This window comes from Thermococcus sp. 21S9, assembly GCF_012027635.1.
GTDB lineage: Archaea > Methanobacteriota_B > Thermococci > Thermococcales > Thermococcaceae > Thermococcus.
On sequence record NZ_SNUS01000001.1, the window covers coordinates 539403 to 553989 of the forward strand.

At 53.4% G+C, this 14587-nt stretch carries 16 protein-coding genes and 1 tRNA gene; 8 read left to right on the plus strand and 9 right to left on the minus strand.

Annotation, left to right across the window (positions count from 1 at the left end):
- Positions 1-243: 243 nt before the first annotated feature.
- Both udg and E3E28_RS03140 read right to left on the minus strand, forming a co-directional pair.
- The gene (gene udg, locus E3E28_RS03135) at positions 244-831 is read right to left on the minus strand and encodes a type-4 uracil-DNA glycosylase (RefSeq protein ID WP_167915161.1); all 588 of its coding nucleotides are present in this window, start codon (positions 829-831) and stop codon (positions 244-246) included.
- A gap of 5 nt (positions 832-836) precedes the next feature.
- On the minus strand, positions 837-1187 hold the full coding sequence (locus tag E3E28_RS03140) for a hypothetical protein (protein WP_167913988.1): 351 nt from the start codon (positions 1185-1187) through the stop codon (positions 837-839).
- Between the two features lie 145 nt (positions 1188-1332).
- On the opposite strand from E3E28_RS03140, the gene tes reads away from it, so the two are divergent.
- The 5 genes from tes (at position 1333) to E3E28_RS03165 (ending at position 6997) form a co-directional block, all read left to right on the plus strand.
- Positions 1333-3099 (plus strand): tetraether lipid synthase Tes, encoded by a 1767-nt coding sequence (tes, locus tag E3E28_RS03145; RefSeq protein WP_167913989.1) that lies wholly within the window; start codon positions 1333-1335, stop codon positions 3097-3099.
- Between the two features lie 12 nt (positions 3100-3111).
- Positions 3112-3411, plus strand: coding sequence for a DUF3213 domain-containing protein (locus E3E28_RS03150; RefSeq protein ID WP_167913990.1), 300 nt, complete (start codon positions 3112-3114; stop codon positions 3409-3411).
- 195 nt (positions 3412-3606) lie between these two features.
- Complete coding sequence (locus E3E28_RS03155) at positions 3607-5916, plus strand: methyl-accepting chemotaxis protein (RefSeq protein WP_167913991.1); 2310 nt, start codon at positions 3607-3609, stop codon at positions 5914-5916.
- A 74-nt stretch (positions 5917-5990) separates the two neighbouring features.
- Positions 5991-6329, plus strand: a complete 339-nt coding sequence (locus tag E3E28_RS03160; RefSeq protein ID WP_167913992.1) for a CidA/LrgA family protein — start codon at positions 5991-5993, stop codon at positions 6327-6329.
- Entirely contained in the window at positions 6326-6997 is a 672-nt protein-coding gene (locus E3E28_RS03165; RefSeq protein ID WP_167913993.1) for a CidB/LrgB family autolysis modulator, read from the plus strand. The genes E3E28_RS03160 and E3E28_RS03165 overlap by 4 nt, the downstream gene beginning before the upstream one ends.
- Here E3E28_RS03165 and E3E28_RS03170 read toward each other — a convergent pair.
- The 3 genes from E3E28_RS03170 to E3E28_RS03180 form a co-directional block, all read right to left on the minus strand.
- The gene (locus tag E3E28_RS03170; protein WP_167915162.1) at positions 6932-7399 is read right to left on the minus strand and encodes a Tfx family DNA-binding protein; all 468 of its coding nucleotides are present in this window, start codon (positions 7397-7399) and stop codon (positions 6932-6934) included. The genes E3E28_RS03165 and E3E28_RS03170 overlap by 66 nt on opposite strands.
- Before the next feature lie 547 nt (positions 7400-7946).
- Positions 7947-8024, minus strand: a tRNA-Gly gene (locus E3E28_RS03175).
- Between the two features lie 13 nt (positions 8025-8037).
- Positions 8038-8670, minus strand: coding sequence for a class I SAM-dependent methyltransferase (locus E3E28_RS03180; protein WP_167913994.1), 633 nt, complete (start codon positions 8668-8670; stop codon positions 8038-8040).
- A 58-nt stretch (positions 8671-8728) separates the two neighbouring features.
- On the opposite strand from E3E28_RS03180, the gene E3E28_RS03185 reads away from it, so the two are divergent.
- On the plus strand, positions 8729-9364 hold the full coding sequence (locus E3E28_RS03185) for a hypothetical protein (protein ID WP_167913995.1): 636 nt from the start codon (positions 8729-8731) through the stop codon (positions 9362-9364).
- Here E3E28_RS03185 and E3E28_RS03190 read toward each other — a convergent pair.
- Together E3E28_RS03190 and E3E28_RS03195 are read right to left on the minus strand one after the other, a co-directional pair.
- The gene (locus tag E3E28_RS03190) at positions 9329-10729 is read right to left on the minus strand and encodes a DUF2079 domain-containing protein (RefSeq protein ID WP_167913996.1); all 1401 of its coding nucleotides are present in this window, start codon (positions 10727-10729) and stop codon (positions 9329-9331) included. The genes E3E28_RS03185 and E3E28_RS03190 overlap by 36 nt on opposite strands.
- 28 nt (positions 10730-10757) lie before the next feature.
- Positions 10758-11054: a DUF2103 domain-containing protein gene (locus E3E28_RS03195; RefSeq protein ID WP_167913997.1), complete on the minus strand. Its 297-nt coding sequence runs from the start codon at positions 11052-11054 to the stop codon at positions 10758-10760.
- Positions 11055-11134: 80 nt separating this feature from the next.
- On the opposite strand from E3E28_RS03195, the gene E3E28_RS03200 reads away from it, so the two are divergent.
- Positions 11135-11407: a UPF0175 family protein gene (locus tag E3E28_RS03200; protein WP_167729346.1), complete on the plus strand. Its 273-nt coding sequence runs from the start codon at positions 11135-11137 to the stop codon at positions 11405-11407.
- On the plus strand, positions 11398-11880 hold the full coding sequence (locus E3E28_RS03205) for a DUF3368 domain-containing protein (protein ID WP_167913998.1): 483 nt from the start codon (positions 11398-11400) through the stop codon (positions 11878-11880). Before E3E28_RS03200 ends, E3E28_RS03205 begins: the two co-directional genes overlap by 10 nt.
- On the opposite strand, the gene arcS is transcribed toward E3E28_RS03205, so the two are convergent.
- Positions 11858-13564: an archaeosine synthase subunit alpha gene (gene arcS / locus E3E28_RS03210; protein WP_167915163.1), complete on the minus strand. Its 1707-nt coding sequence runs from the start codon at positions 13562-13564 to the stop codon at positions 11858-11860. The genes E3E28_RS03205 and arcS overlap by 23 nt on opposite strands.
- A 5-nt stretch (positions 13565-13569) precedes the next feature.
- Entirely contained in the window at positions 13570-14475 is a 906-nt protein-coding gene (locus E3E28_RS03215) for a coiled-coil protein (RefSeq protein ID WP_167913999.1), read from the minus strand.
- Positions 14476-14587: the final 112 nt, after the last annotated feature.

Sequence of the window (14587 nt, forward strand, 5' to 3'; positions counted from 1 at the left end):
TAAGTCTTTCTCGAACTTTTTTGTCAATTGTTGGAATTCCACCGAAGTACCCTCAAAAATCCGCGAACGTTGGTAGCCAGTCCAAAGCTCTAACGTGCATGTAGGGATACCTAAGTATATTATAGAGCATTGAACCAATAAAAACCTTTCCCAAAAGTGTTCCAGCACGGGACGTGCAATATGGATAAAACCAAAAATCGTAACATTTGCAACCGTAAAATTTGCAGAAACGTGAAGGGGACCTCAGACAATTTCCTCGAGTATTTTCGCCAGTTTGACGAAGTCCTTCTCAAGCTCCTCCCGGATTGGAGGCCGGTACAGTGCCGCGGCCGGATGATACATGGGCATTATGATTATCTTCCCGAAGATGGTCCTCGCTTCGAAGGTTTTTCCGTGAATTTTGCTTATCGGCTCGGGTTTGAACCCGAACTTCTCCAGTATGTAGCGCATCGAGTGCCTGCCGAGGGGGACTATGACCTTCGGCATTATTATGTCAATCTGCCTGTCGAGGTAAGGGGCACAGGCTTTAATCTCCTCCTCCGTCGGGTCGCGGTTTTCCGGTGGGCGACATTTGACAATGTTGGTGATGTAAACCTCGTCCCTGCTCAGGCCTATCCCTGCGAGGAGTTCGTCAAGGACCTTTCCTGCCCTGCCCACGAAAGGTAGCCCTTTCTGGTCTTCCCAGTAGCCCGGCGCCTCACCGACGAACATAACTTTGGCGTCGTAGCTTCCAGAGCCGGGAACGGCGTTCGTCCTGAGCTGGCCAAGGGGGCACTTCTGACAGTTCCTGATTTTCTCTTCGAGCTTTCTCATGAGCTCTTCCTTTCCCATAGGCATCACGTCAGCGTTTTCTGACTGAGGAATGCCTTCAGGAACTCGCTCCAGGCCGTGTAAAAGCCTCTCTCATAGTCGTCACGGAAGTCCTGGTTTGCAAGCTTCGAGTAGTTCTCAAGCAACTCCTCGGCCCTCTCCCTGTCGTTGGCCGATATCAGCTGAACAACGAGCGAATCTGCGTCGTTGTCCTTGAGGGCGTTCATTATCCCCTCAACGGCCTTTGAATAGCCCCTGCCCCACTCATCGTTGCCCGCTATCTTCATTAACTTCTCCATGTGACCCTTGGCCCTGCTGAAGTCCCTTCTGAGGAGGGCCCTCACGAACATTTCCATCCTCATCTCTCGAGCCGGCATTCTACCACCCCACTGGCTTCATCGGAAGGGCTTTTAACCTTAGCCCGATTTCCCACATCTGGGTCATACCTATGAAGGAAAATCTTCATATTTACGCAAAAGCTTTTATACCTCCCCGTTGGATTAGGGGTAGCGGTGATGAAAGATGGCCGAGAACATCGGTGAGGTACCGAGCGGTGAAAAAGAGTTTGAACAGCTCACCAGAAGGCTCAGGGATATAGTCGAGTTCCCTGAAATAAGCGAGGAAGAGTTTGAGGAGATGCTCAAAACCGCGAGCAGGGTTTATGGTGGCCCGTTGCCCCATAGGACGTATTCTCTCTGCCCTGAGACGAGACGTGTGGTTCCAGCCCTTGTGTGGGAGAAGGACGGCAGGGTGTGGATAACCAAGCGCTGTCCCGAGGGAATGATAACCGACCTCTACTACGAGAGCGTTGAGCAGTACTACCGCTTCCAGCGCTGGAAGTACGACTTCAAGCTCAAGAGCGTCAACGTTGAGAACTCCGGTGTTAACTGTCCCTTTGATTGTGGTATGTGCGCCAGGCATCGCTCCCATACGAACCTGCTCAACATCGTTCTAACAAACCGGTGCAACCTGTCGTGCTGGTACTGCTTCTTCTACGCCAAGGAGGGCCAGCCGATTTACGAGCCGACTCTCGAGCAGATTAGAATGATGCTCCGCAACGCCAAGAAGCAGTATCCTGTTGGAGCGAACGCCGTCCAGTTCACCGGCGGTGAGCCGACCCTCCGCGACGACCTCATCGAGATTATCAAGATTGCGAAGGAAGAAGGTTACGACCACGTCCAGCTCAACACCGACGGAATAAAGCTCGCCTTCGAGCCCGAACTCGTGAAGAAAATACGCCAGGCGGGAACCAACACCCTCTACCTGAGCTACGATGGAATGACGCCCCAGACCAACTGGAAGAACCATTGGGAGATTCCGCTCATCTTCGAGAACGTGAGGAAGGCTGGAGGGCCGGGAATAGTCCTCGTGCCGACAACGATTAGGAACGTCAACGACCACGAGCTTGGGGCCATAATCAACTTCGGTCTCAACCACCTCGACATAGTGAGGGGTGTTAACTTCCAGCCGATTTCCCTCGTCGGAAGGGTTCCCAAGAAGGAGCGCCAGAGGTTCAGGATAACGATTCCGGGAGCGATAAAGCGCATAGAGGAACAGACCAACGGCGTAATCGAGATGGACGACTGGTACCCGATTCCGATAGCAGGGCACATAGCGAGGTTCTTCGAGGCGTTCTCCGGTTCGCGCTACTACATGACGAGCCACTACTGCTGTGGTGCCGCGACGTACATCTTCCTCGACCGCGAGAACAAGCGCGTCGTTCCGATAAGCAAGTTCCTCGACGTTGAGGGCTTCGTCGAGTACCTCGAGGAGAAGGCGGAGGAGATAGAGAAGTGGAAGAAGCTCGGCAAGCTCCAGAAGCTCAAGCTTGGAACCGAGATATTCCTCAAGTTCCGCTCGTTCTACGACGACAAGTACGCCCCGAAGGGTCTCAAGGTGCTCGACCTCATAAAGAACGCTTTCGTCCACGGCAACTACGACGCCCTCGGAAAGTTCCACGAAAACGCCCTGTTCCTCGGTATGATGCACTTCATGGACGAGTACAACTACGACGTGGAGAGGGTTGAACGCTGTGTCATCCACTACGCCCTGCCCGACGGAAGGGTCGTGCCCTTCTGTACCTTCAACGTGATTCCAGAGCTCTACCGCGACAAGGTGCAGGCCCAGTTCAGCTACACCTGGGACGAGTGGAAAGCCCTTCACCCCGACTGGGACTACTGGAGCGACAAGTATAGGAGAACCAAGGAGTTCGTCGAGAAGATGAAGAAGAGCGAGGTTTACAGGAAGACGTACATCGACATAGAGGACTACTTCGGGCTGAGGAACTGAGGGGGTGATTAAATGGTCGTCAATCCCGATAAGAAGCTCACCAGGCTTGAGCTTGAGTTCGATAAGGGGAACTGGGAACTCGCAACGGCCAAGCAGTACGAGCTCCTGACGAAGGCTGAGGTATGGCGGGCCTTCCTCAACAGCTACACCGGCAGGGGCTTCGTGGTCTTCGATGAGGAGGCCCTTTCACGGGACGAAATCCTCGAGTCACTTAAGGACCTCAACGCCAGGGTCCGCGGGGAAAGGAAGCTGACCGTCGAAGAGCTCATAGAGTCCAGCTACTCCTGGAACAACATACTCGGAAGGGTCTAACTGCCTTTTCCATTCGTTCTCTTTTACTCCATGATAATCGTCGCGTAACATTTTCTCCCAGGAACCAAACGGCCGATTTTTCCATTCTTAATTTTCTCCGAAACGTAATAGCCTACATAACCTCCTACACAAAACCGATTTAACTTTTAACGCCGTAACTTTCCCAGCTGTAGCTGAGGTTAGGGGGTGGGCGAGATGCAATTCCGCAAAAAGATACTCCTAACTATGGTAGCAGCGGTTCTTGTCACGCTCCTCCTTGGGGCAACGATTGTTGGGTACTCAACGATGAAGATGAAGGGGCAGATTCACACGGTCCTGAACGACCAGCTCAACGACCAATTGCCCAAGATGATGGACCAGGGCATTCAAAAGCCCATCGAGGAAGAGGCGGGCACCATCTCAGTTGGCGCCGCAAAGCTCGGAGCGAAACTCTTCGATGACTACTTCGAGAAGATGAAGATAATGGGAACCGTTGCCACCCAGGCGGTTCAGGTGGCCTACTCCGAGTACCCTTACGGCAGTCCCGAGTTCAGGGAGTTCCTGCTGAACAGGTTCAAAGCTATCAAAGAGCTTGACCCCAACGTCGCCAACGTCTACTTCGGCTCGGCCACTGGAGACATGTTCATATATCCAGTCGTCCAGCTCCCAGAGGGATACGACCCGAGGAAGAGGCCCTGGTACCAGGAAGCGGTGGCGAAGAACGGTCCCGTCTGGACTGAACCCTACAAGGACGCCTCAACGGGGAAGTGGATTGTCACGTATTCCGAGCCCGTTTACGTTAACGGAAAGCTCGTAGGAGTCATAGGCGTTGACGTTTTTGTATCCACGCTCATCGAGCAGGCCAAGGAGATAAAGATTGGCCAGAGCGGTTACATAGCGATAATCAACCAGCAGGGAACCGTCATAGTCCATCCTAACGAGAGCCTTGTCCAGAAGTTGAACATCAACGACGTTGATTCCCTGAAGCCCCTGGCAAACATCCTCAAGTCCGGAAACGACTCCGGGTGGGTTGTCTACGAGTTCCAGGGAGTTATCAAGGTCGCAGGCTACCAGAGGATGAAAACGACCGGATGGATAGTGCTGGCCATTGTTCCCCTCCACGAGCTAACGGACCCGCTCACCAACTCCATCGAGGCCGTTCTCAAGCAGAGCACCGAGAAGATAACGGCACAGATTACCACGACCCTTGACAACGCCATCAGGGATTCAATGCTCGGCTCACTGCTCGCCGCCGCGGTGGGATTGGTCATGATACTCGTGGCCTACAAGATTCTCAACGACACCCTCAAACCGCTCGAGAAGCTCAGGGACGTTGCCCAGGCCCTTGCCGAAGGCCGGCTGAGTGAGGTAAACAGGAAGCTCAAGCAGATTCGCTATCTGGAGGACGACGAGATTGGCGCGCTTATCAAGGCCTTTGAGGCGGTAGGAAAAGACCTCGTGGGAACGCTGAACGCAATAGCAACAAAACTCGAACGTCTCGCAGAGGGTGATTTAAGCAACGGCCTTAGCATGGAGGCCAAGGGTGAACTCAAGGAAATCCTTGAGGACCTCCGCGATACCACCCACAAGCTCAAGGGCTTGATAGGGGAAATAGTGGCGGTCACCGACGAACTCGAAAAGAAGGCAAACATTCTGGCACAGATATCGAGTGATGTTACCGATGCGATTAATCAGGTTAACGAAGCCGTCCAGCAGGTCAGCATCGAGGCGCAGAGACAGCAGGAGAGCATCAACGAGATAACCGAGGGAATGCGCTTCGTTGCAGAAACCAGCGCCGAAAGCGTCAGGGCCATAGAAGAGTTTGAGGGGGCGGTTAACGAAGTCGTCAACATCGCCACGGAGGGCAGGGAGAAGGGTGAAATCTCAGCCCAGCAGATAGAGAGCATACAGGAGATGATGAACGACATTGAAGGCGCCGTCAGCAAGATAGCGGAGATGAGCAGGAGTATTGAGGAGATTACGGATGTGATTACGAACATTGCTGAGCAGACTAACTTACTTGCCCTCAACGCGGCTATTGAGGCGGCAAGGGCTGGAGAGGCAGGCAGGGGCTTTGCGGTAGTTGCCCAGGAGATTAGGAAGCTTGCTGAAGAGAGCAAGCAGGCCGCTGACAACATCAAGAACATCATCGACCAGATTACGAGTGAAATTCGGGACGCTGCGGAGAGAACCGAGAAAGGTGTCAGAGTTGTAGGTGAGAGTGCCGAGACCCTCAGGGAGACCGTTACTTACCTCACAAACATTGCAGACCTCCTCCAGGAGGCCAGTGGCAGAATGGGCGAAGTGAAAGAACAGGTCCTCAGGACGCAGGAGGAGGTTGATAAGGCGTTGCGTGCTTTGGAGAATTTGGCTGCGAGTGCTGAGGAAACGACCGCCAGTGCGGAGGAGGTTAGTTCTGCCGTGGAGGAGCAGACTGCGGCAACGGAAGAACTCGAAAGGGCTGCGAAAGACCTCAAAAACATCGTTGAACAGCTCAGAAACATCATCAGCAAATTTAAACTCTGACGGCTTCTCCATATTTTCCCTTTCTCCAGACCCCTTCCGAAAGGTCTTTTTGGGGAAGTGCGCACCCTTAAACCATGAAGCCATATCGAGGACTGGCGATAATATTCGGTTTCTACGCGCTCGGCGAGATGGTCAGTTCTGGCCTTAACCTTCCTGTCCCGGGTAGCGTTCTCGGGATGCTGTTCCTGCTCTCGGCGCTTCTGAGCGGTGCCGTGAAGCTCGAATGGGTTGAAAACGAGGCCGAGCTCTTCGTGAAGAACATGAGCGTCCTCTTCATCCCGCCGGGAGTCGGGATAGTCACCTACCTCGGCCTGATAAAGGCCCAGCTCGTTCCGATATCGGTCGCTCTGGTTCTCAGCTTCATCGTTACGCTCTTCGTGACCGCAAAAACCGTGGAGGTCGTTCGGAGATGAACCCCTACGGAATAGCCCTGACGCTCGCGGTGTTCTACGTCTTCTCGGAGCTCCACGCGAGGAGAAAGGCGTTCTACACGAACCCGGTCCTGCTCTCGATAATCACAATCGCAGTAATCCTCAAGCTTGGAAACGTTTCCTACGAATCGTACATGGAAAGCGCGGTCTTCCTCAAGTTCCTGCTCGGGCCTGCCGTCGTGAGCCTGGCAATCCCGGTCTACAAGAACAGGGCGCTTATAGCCAGGTACGCAAAAGAAATCTCGCTGGGAATTCTAATTGGTGGCACCACCGCAATACTGAGCGCCTACTGGACGGCCCAGGTACTCGGCGCGAGCGAAACCGTCCTTCGGAGCATAGCCCCCAAAAGCGTGACGACTGCCATAGCCATAGGCGTGAGCGCGAAGATAGGTGGAATCCCATCGCTGACGGCGGTTCTGGTGATAACGACCGGACTGCTCGGCAACGCTTTCGCGCCAGAGTTATTGGACCTCTTCGGAATTAGGGACAGAATAGCGAGGGGTCTGGCAACGGGGGTTTCCTCACACGGCCTTGGAACGGCGAGGATAATAACCGAGGATGAACTGGCCGGAGCCGTGAGCGGGTTAGCCATGGCCCTGAACGGGGTCTTTACCGCCATCCTTCTTCCGTATCTCATCAAAGTCATCTAAGATGCACTCGCTGACGCGAAGCCTGTCGTTGGCGTCGAGGAAGAGAGTGAAGTCCCTCTTCGCCAGCCTGTCCTCAACGGGGGCGTGCTCGACGAGAAATGCTATTATCTCCGCCGTGCTGTATGGCACCTTAACCCCGAGCTCGTCGGCCTTCCTGAAGAGCCTGTCCGGAACCTCGAATATGTCGTCGCCCCGCTTCACCTCAACGCTGACCTTTGAGTTAATCTGCTCCCAGAGAAGAAGGGTGTTCCTAGCCTTTTCAACCTTTTCCAGGGCCCTTCTCTCCAGTATACTAACGTTGGCCCTGCTCGTGCCGAGGAGCTCGGCAATCTCGCTCTGTTTAAGGCCTCTCGCGCGGAGACGGAGAATCTTAATCTGCTGTTCGGTCAAAAAGCTCTTCATTGTAAACACCAAAGCTTAACAGAACATAGAAGGTTAAAAGTTTTTTTGCTCGGCCTCTGACAAGGTCGGCAAACAAGCTTTGAGAAAGCTTGGCCAACAGCCTTTAAGAAAGGCTGGCAAAAAGAGCGCCCTTTCTCCCCAGAGAAGCAAAAAGTCAGTCGTGCACTCTCTAATTGAAGAACTCAGTGCGAGTTTGACACTAGCGTCCAAAAGGCGCCTCCTTAGAGCGAAACACTCATCAAGCAAGCTTTTGGAAAAAGCTTGACCAAAAGTTTGTGGTTCTTTTAACAAGTGCTCTATTATGAGTGTTTGCGCTTTTAATGGGCTCTTGTAGAATGCGAATTCCTCGATTTTGGAAGCTTTCTCACGCGGGTTACATTTTCCCGCGCTCCGGAGGAGTGCTTTTTAGAGAACCTCCCATTATGAGGGCCTTCTTAAAGGGAATTCTCTCAAGAAAATGGCCGTTTGAAAGCGCAAACTCCTTAGAATTGCATTCTTAGAGGAGAATCACGAACCTTGGTCAAACTTCGCGCAGGCGAAGTTTGTGTGGTGCGGTGGCCGGGATTTGAACCCGGGTTACCGGCTTGGGAGGCCGGTGTCCTGGACCAGGCTAGACTACCACCGCACGCCCGTTATTCTTAAGGGGAGGGAGCTTTAAAAGTTTTACTCTCAGCAGGCTTCCGCGCGACGATTAAACGGACGATTCCGCGGTAATAGCGCTCCTCGCGCTCGATTTCAAAGTGCTTCGAGACCAGTTTATGCGTCTCCCTGAGAGGGTCGTCATCGAGGAGTAACCTCAACGGCAACTTCAGGGGAAGGAGAAACAGGTAGTTGAGCAGAACCGAGTCGCTCTTCGTGTGCTCGAGGAAAACCGCCCTTCCACCTGGCTTTAAAACGCGGAGGATTTCCTTCATTCCCTTCTCCGGGCTCGGAACGGTGCAGAAGACGAAGGAGCTCAGAACGGTGTCAAAACTGTTGTCCGGGAAGGGAAGTTTCTCAACGTCGGCAACCTCAAAACAGGCATTCAGGTTAAGCTTTCTGGCTTTCTCCCGGGCAATTTCAAGGGCCTCGGGAACGGCATCTATTCCACAGAGCTCAACGTCTTTTGGATAATAGCGCAACGTTTTCCCGACGCCAACGCCGACCTCAAGGGTTCTCCCCGCCACAAAGGAAACCGCCCTCTTCCTTAGCGGACAGAAAAACCTGTCGAGGGGTTTCTCAAGGGTCTCGTAGTGTCTCGCTATGCGGGAATACTTCTCCCTGAACGACATGGTCTAACTTGGGAAGAGCTTTTAAAAAGTTGAACTCAAAGCCGGGCGGTGAGAGAGCATGCCGTACCTCGTCATAGAGCACCTCGAGGAGATAAGCGACTGGCTCTGGCTTGAATACAGGCACGTGGCCAAGTGGTGGAAGGATAAGCTGATTTTCACCAACGTTCTGCCCGAGGAGAGGGAGAAACTCGCGAAGCTCGGGAGCGTCATAGGTGAAAGTGTCACGAAGTTCCCCTTTGACCGCTCAAAAATCATAGTCCTCGACCTTCAGGCGGAGGAAGAGCTGAAGCCAGAAGACATCGAGGAGGACACAATAATAGTCGTCGGCGGAATCCTCGGCGATGCCGTTCCAAGGGGAAGAACCAGGGAGTTCATAACGTCGAAGATGGAAGGCGTTAAGGTCAGGCACATCGGAAAGCCCCAGTTCTCGATTGACGGGGCAAGCATAGTGGCCAGGCTAATCGCGGACGGCAAAAGGCTTGAGGAGATTGAGTACGAGGAGAACCCGACGATAAGGCTCGACGAGTTCAGCGAGATAACGCTCCACTACGCTGTTCCGAAGCTGGACGGGAGGCTTTTGCTCACGCCGGGCCTCATTGAGTTGCAGAAGAGGGAGCTCGGCTACATCGAGGCGGACGGGGAAATAAGCGACGAGGAACTAATCAAGTTCTTCGAGGGGAAGAGGGAGCTTTAAACCCGCCATCTCATAAACCTCAATTCCATTCTTTGAGTAAACGAGCACGTACCTCCCACCGACCATCTCCCTCAGTCTCTTCAGGTAGAGCCTTCCGTGATACGTCCTCACGTCCACGAACACCAAATCCGGCTTAATCCCCGCGGGATAGACGTAGACGTTTTCCTTAACCGCCAGGGCCGGATAAAAAGCCGGCTGGGTGTAAACCGAGAGATTGGTCTTCAAGAGTGCATCAACAACTGTCCAGGCGGTTTTATAACCCGGCATGGGTTCAAGAACGGAATAGTGGACGATTGAAAGCGGTTCCTCAGGGATTTCCCTTGCAATGGGCATCGTAGCCCAGGAAGCTAGAAGACCAACGGCGAGCAGAACGGGAAGGACCTTTCTCAGTTCGAGCTCCTTCAGGGCGAATACCGCGCCAACGAACGAGAGTGGAAGGAGCATGTACGGGTAATGGAAGCCGAAGGTGTACTGGCTCGGTCTTGAAGCTAAGAGGTTCTCAAGCCACGGAAGAGTCAGGAGAACCCAGTTCCGGGGAAGGAAGAGCGGGAGAAGGCCAAAACTCAGGTTGAAGAGGAGGAAGTAGGCGAGCTTCTTTCCGGTCAGGTGAAAGTGCCTGTACAGGTGACCGTATAGGTAGCCGTTTCCGAAGTGAGGGATAACGAGTTTGATGACGATGAGGCCGTAGATGACCGCCAGCCCCGCAAGGAATACAAAGCGGAGGTTTTTCCGGAGGTTTTCGACGGAAAAGCCGTGGCGGAGGGCCCACCACAGCGAGAGCGATAAAACACCGATGAACGCGTCCTCCTTGGTCAATAGTATCAGAGCCGTCGTGGCGTAGAAGCCGATGACGTTCCCGTCGATGAGGAAGTAAACGGCGAGGAGAAAGAGCGGAACGGCCAGAGATACGGGGTGGAACTCGAAGAGATTTATTCCAATGAGAGACGAGTTGAAGGCGTAGAGCGCCGTCAGCGCAATCGCCGTTCTCTTATTCAGGACCTTTTTGGCAAGCAGGTAGGCGATTAGGACTGAAAAACCAAGGGCAAGGCTCTGAATTGCCAGGAGGGTCTTCGTGGACGGAAAGAGTTTGAAAACGGGAACGAGGAGCAGGAGAATCGGCTGGAAGTGAACGCCAAAGTGATTGGTGACACCGTAGAGTTGCCACTCGACGGTGTTGAAAAGGGGTCTCCCGGTGAGGAAACTCGATAGGGACTGGGTGAAGATTCCGAGGTCAAGGCTCGTGTATTTGAAGTACTCGAACTTCAGGAAACTTAAACGAACCATAACGAGCGAATAAACTGATGCAATGAGAACCGCGGTGATATCGTAAGGGGATAACTGAATTTTAAATTCAAGTTTCACCATCAGACATAGTTAAAGTGTGGGTTTAAAATTATTTCGTCCAATCCTCTGAGAGAAGGATTATTTCTTCGCGGACCCTGGCCCGGTCGGCCTTGTCAACGACGAGAAACACCTCCTGAACACTTCCATCGCTCTTGGCGACGAGCTTAAGGCCGGTCTGCGTTTCCCGCGTCACCTTAATCTCAAATCCCCGGGAATCGCTTGCGTAAATCCTGCCCGGGATTACCTTCTTGACGCCGGGAATCGAGGCTATCTCCTCGAGCGGTTTCTCAAGGCCCTTGAGGAAGTGGTGCTCCCTCTTGACGCCTTTGCGGAAGTACTTGGGCATGGACGTAGATTCAACCCGGGACTTTTAGCTCTTGCGCAAGGCTTAAGTTATCCTCGATGTCAAACTACATCGGTGGGAGAATGGAGGACCTGTGGATTGTTAAAGAGTTTGAAAAAGTGGCGGAGTTAATGCCAGAGAAAGCCCTCCGCCTTATAAAGAAGGACCCCGACCTCTTAAAGGAAATAGTAATCTCAGCGTATCTTGATGAAATCATAAGCCTCGGAAAAGCCGCAGAGGTCCTCGGGGTAACGAGGGAGGAGCTTATGGAGGAGTTTAAAAAACGGGGAATCCCCATCAGAACTCCCGACAGAGAAGACGTTCTCTCAGAGGTGGAGGTTATAACGTGTTTGTAGTGGACACAACGGTGTTGTCCAATTTTGCAAAGACGAATTCGATGGACGTTCTTGGGAAAATTCTCAGTGAAACAGCGCTAACAACTCCCCACGTTGTTGAGGAATTTATGGTGGGAGTTAAGCGAGGCAGGTATCCTCCAGTTGAAATCACCCTACATATCGCAGAGCTCACTCCTGAGGAAGAAAGATTATACCAGCTCCTTCGCGCGAAGCTGGGAAAGGGAGAATCATCTTGCATAGCTGTCGCAAAACACAGGGGGTTAATTTTGCTCAGCGATGACTACGACGCGCGAAAGAAGGCGAGACTGCTTGGGGTCAAAGTGTCGGGGACGATAGGAGTTCTCGTGCTTGGAGTCAAGAAAGGCATTCTGACGTTGGAAGAAGGCAATGAGTTGCTGGAGAAAATGATTGAAACAGGCTTCTACTCTCCCGTGAAAAGACTTGAAGAAGTTATGCCCGCTTCCTCACCTTGACGGCAACGCCCTTCTTTGCCCTAATCATCTCCTCTCCAGCGAGAACGGCCTTGCCGACGCCGACGACCTTCTCGTCCCTCACGACGCCGACTATGTCGTCGGGGCGAATCCTCTCGTCGGCCTCGTTCACGCCGACCGCGAAGACGTCACCGCGCAGGTCGAAGTCAATCTTCACCCAATAGGCTTTGAGGGAGTCGTAAATCCTCTGCATTCCAAAGGGCGTGACGCTTATGACACCTTCTCTAAAGGTTCCCGTCTGCTGGTTCTCAACGAAGAGGCGGAGCATTTTAGAGCCTTTAACGTGGCCGTTATCGGGAAGGACGGCCTCTCCTGCTCCAGCGCCAAAGTAGAAGTCGAAGACCTTCCTTATGTTCTCGAAATAGCGGTAGGTCCTGTCCTCCTTCGTCCCCTCAAGGTGGAACTCCCTCAGGGTCTCGGTGAGGGACTTCAGGCTTTCCCTGCTCGTCGTTCCACCCTCGACACGGGTGAATATTATCTCCCTACCCGAGAGCTCTCCCGCGAGCCTCGCTATCTCGACGTAGGCCTCGTCGAGGTGCGCTACTATCGGAACGTCCTTCGGGTACTTCTCGAGGGTCTTCGCGAGGAGTTCGGCGGCCGGCTTAATCTCCTCCTCGCTCCAGTGGCCGGTGACGACTATGTCGTACTTTGCCAGCCACTCCCACTCCCTCGGAACGACGCCGAAGGGTGAAGTGAGGATTAGCTCGTGAACCCTGGCCGTTCCTGAGCCTAAAGCTTCCTTCACGGCGCGCCTGTAGAGGGTGTGCGAGCGGGAGAAGGAGTAGGGCTTCTTGGCCGAGCATGGGAAGAGAAGAACCAGCTCGGTGTTCTTCGGAGGAGTGAAGCGCTCGAGGACGCGGGAGTGCCAGCGCTTGACCTCGGGCCTCCTAATCGAGGCGTCGCTGATGAAATAGACCGTCTCCTTCTGAATCGGCGTGTACTTCTCAAGGTAATCGGCGTGCTCCAAATCCGCTATGCGGAGAATTCCCGCGTGGTACTGGGTGTAGAACAGGTTCTCCACGAGGTAGCGGAGCTTACCGTTCTCAAGGGCCTTTCTCACAAGGAGTATCGTCTCTCTCGCGAAGTCGAGGGAGTTGGGTTCCTTGCCCCAGAGGAACGGGCTGTACTGGGTGAAGCCCTTGCCCTCGAAGTCGTAGAGCTTGAGCGAGCGCGTGTCAAAGGCGTCAACACCCAGGTAAACTGCTAACGGATAGAAGAACGGCTCCAAATCCGCTATAATCATCAGGTTGGGGAACCTCTCGCGGAGCGCGCGGAGGATTTTAACGAAGTAGCGGTACTCCTTGACGAGGATTTTGGAGTTGCCGAGGTAGACGGCATCGAAGTTGTGGCGCTCGATTATTTTGAAGAACTCCTCGAGGTACTCGGTTCTCCTCAGGGCTGGCAAATAGAAGGCGTTGAAGCCTTCATAATTAACGCTCCAGAGCCTTCCAAGGGCCTTCTCGATAACTTCAGCGGGAGTGTAGAAGCCAAGCGGAATTGAGGGGGCAAGGTTGAAGTCGTAGTCGCCGGGCTCGTCAGGGTGGAAGAAGGAGTTGAAGGGGGAGAGCGTGAAGTCTACCTCTGCCAAGGCGGGGGTCCTGAAGGAGTAATCCCCTAAGCGAACTAACCCAAGCCTGCCGGGACCTTCGTGTTTGATGACTTCCATGGGCATCACACGAGGTTGTAGCGCTGGAGGAGCAACAGTTCGTCGAGGGTGAGCTTCTCACCGCGCTTGAACTTCTCAAGGGCCTCAACTGCCCTCTCGAAGCTTGCGTCCTTCTTGGAGCGCATCCTTGCGACGAGCCTGTAAGCTATGAGCTCCTTGTGCTTCTCGTCGTACTCGCGAATCTTCTTCTCGATGGCGCGGAGCTCCCTCCTGACCTCCCTAACCTTCTCGCGGAGCTCGACGACCTTGGCGTGGTACTCGTCGGCCTCCTTCTTGACCTCGTCGGCCTTGTTGAAGGCCTGAATCATCTGCTCGTGGTACTGCTGGCTCTGGTTGGCGAGCTTCTGTATCTCAAGGCTTATGGCCTTCCTGGCCTTCTTGAGCTGGTCAACCTTCTTCCTCGTCTCGACGAGCTTCTTGTGGAACCTGTCGGCCTGCTGGATTATCTCAAGCTCGGTCGCGAGAACCTGTATCTGGTCGACTATCTGCTTCTCCCTCTCGGGGGTGATGTTCGGGTTGGTCTGGAGCTCCCACTCGAGCTTCTCTATCCTCTCCTGTATCTTCTCCGGAGGCATGCGGAGCCTTCTGAGCTGGTTGTACTCGTCCCTCTTCGTCCTGTACTCAAGGATTTCCTGGTAGAGGAGGTCGAGCTTGGCGTTGATTTCCTCCCTGTTCTTCTTGAGCTCCTTTATCTTCTGGTTTATCTCGTCCCTCTTCGCCTTGTACTCCCTGCCCTTCTGCCTCAACTGCTGGACTTCCTTGTTCTTCTCGTCCCTCTTCTGAATCCAGGTCTGGAGCTCCTTCTCGAGCTCATCAAGTTTGGCCCTTATCTCGTTTCTCTCCTTTTCAAGGGCCTCCAATTCTCTCTTGATTCTCTTAATCTCCTCTGGGTCCACTTTAACCGTTGGCATCTCTCTTACCCCTCTCCCATTTTTAGAACAGCTCTGTTCACTCCAAACATCTGGACTGAAAAATGCAAGACCCAATAAAAACTTTTTGGCCGAAATCGAAAAGGAGTAAAAG

Excerpts from the sequence above, each read along its gene's own strand:
- udg (WP_167915161.1), bottom strand. The coding sequence starts at position 831 with ATGGGAAAGGAAGAGCTCATGAGAAAGCTCGAAGAGAAAATCAGGAAC.
- E3E28_RS03140 (WP_167913988.1), bottom strand. The coding sequence starts at position 1,187 with ATGCCGGCTCGAGAGATGAGGATGGAAATGTTCGTGAGGGCCCTCCTC.
- tes (WP_167913989.1), top strand. The coding sequence starts at position 1,333 with ATGGCCGAGAACATCGGTGAGGTACCGAGCGGTGAAAAAGAGTTTGAA.
- E3E28_RS03150 (WP_167913990.1), top strand. The coding sequence starts at position 3,112 with ATGGTCGTCAATCCCGATAAGAAGCTCACCAGGCTTGAGCTTGAGTTC.
- E3E28_RS03155 (WP_167913991.1), top strand. The coding sequence starts at position 3,607 with ATGCAATTCCGCAAAAAGATACTCCTAACTATGGTAGCAGCGGTTCTT.
- E3E28_RS03160 (WP_167913992.1), top strand. The coding sequence starts at position 5,991 with ATGAAGCCATATCGAGGACTGGCGATAATATTCGGTTTCTACGCGCTC.
- E3E28_RS03165 (WP_167913993.1), top strand. The coding sequence starts at position 6,326 with ATGAACCCCTACGGAATAGCCCTGACGCTCGCGGTGTTCTACGTCTTC.
- E3E28_RS03170 (WP_167915162.1), bottom strand. The coding sequence starts at position 7,399 with ATGAAGAGCTTTTTGACCGAACAGCAGATTAAGATTCTCCGTCTCCGC.
- E3E28_RS03180 (WP_167913994.1), bottom strand. The coding sequence starts at position 8,670 with ATGTCGTTCAGGGAGAAGTATTCCCGCATAGCGAGACACTACGAGACC.
- E3E28_RS03185 (WP_167913995.1), top strand. The coding sequence starts at position 8,729 with ATGCCGTACCTCGTCATAGAGCACCTCGAGGAGATAAGCGACTGGCTC.
- E3E28_RS03190 (WP_167913996.1), bottom strand. The coding sequence starts at position 10,729 with ATGGTGAAACTTGAATTTAAAATTCAGTTATCCCCTTACGATATCACC.
- E3E28_RS03195 (WP_167913997.1), bottom strand. The coding sequence starts at position 11,054 with ATGCCCAAGTACTTCCGCAAAGGCGTCAAGAGGGAGCACCACTTCCTC.
- E3E28_RS03200 (WP_167729346.1), top strand. The coding sequence starts at position 11,135 with ATGGAGGACCTGTGGATTGTTAAAGAGTTTGAAAAAGTGGCGGAGTTA.
- arcS (WP_167915163.1), bottom strand. The coding sequence starts at position 13,564 with ATGGAAGTCATCAAACACGAAGGTCCCGGCAGGCTTGGGTTAGTTCGC.
- E3E28_RS03215 (WP_167913999.1), bottom strand. The coding sequence starts at position 14,475 with ATGCCAACGGTTAAAGTGGACCCAGAGGAGATTAAGAGAATCAAGAGA.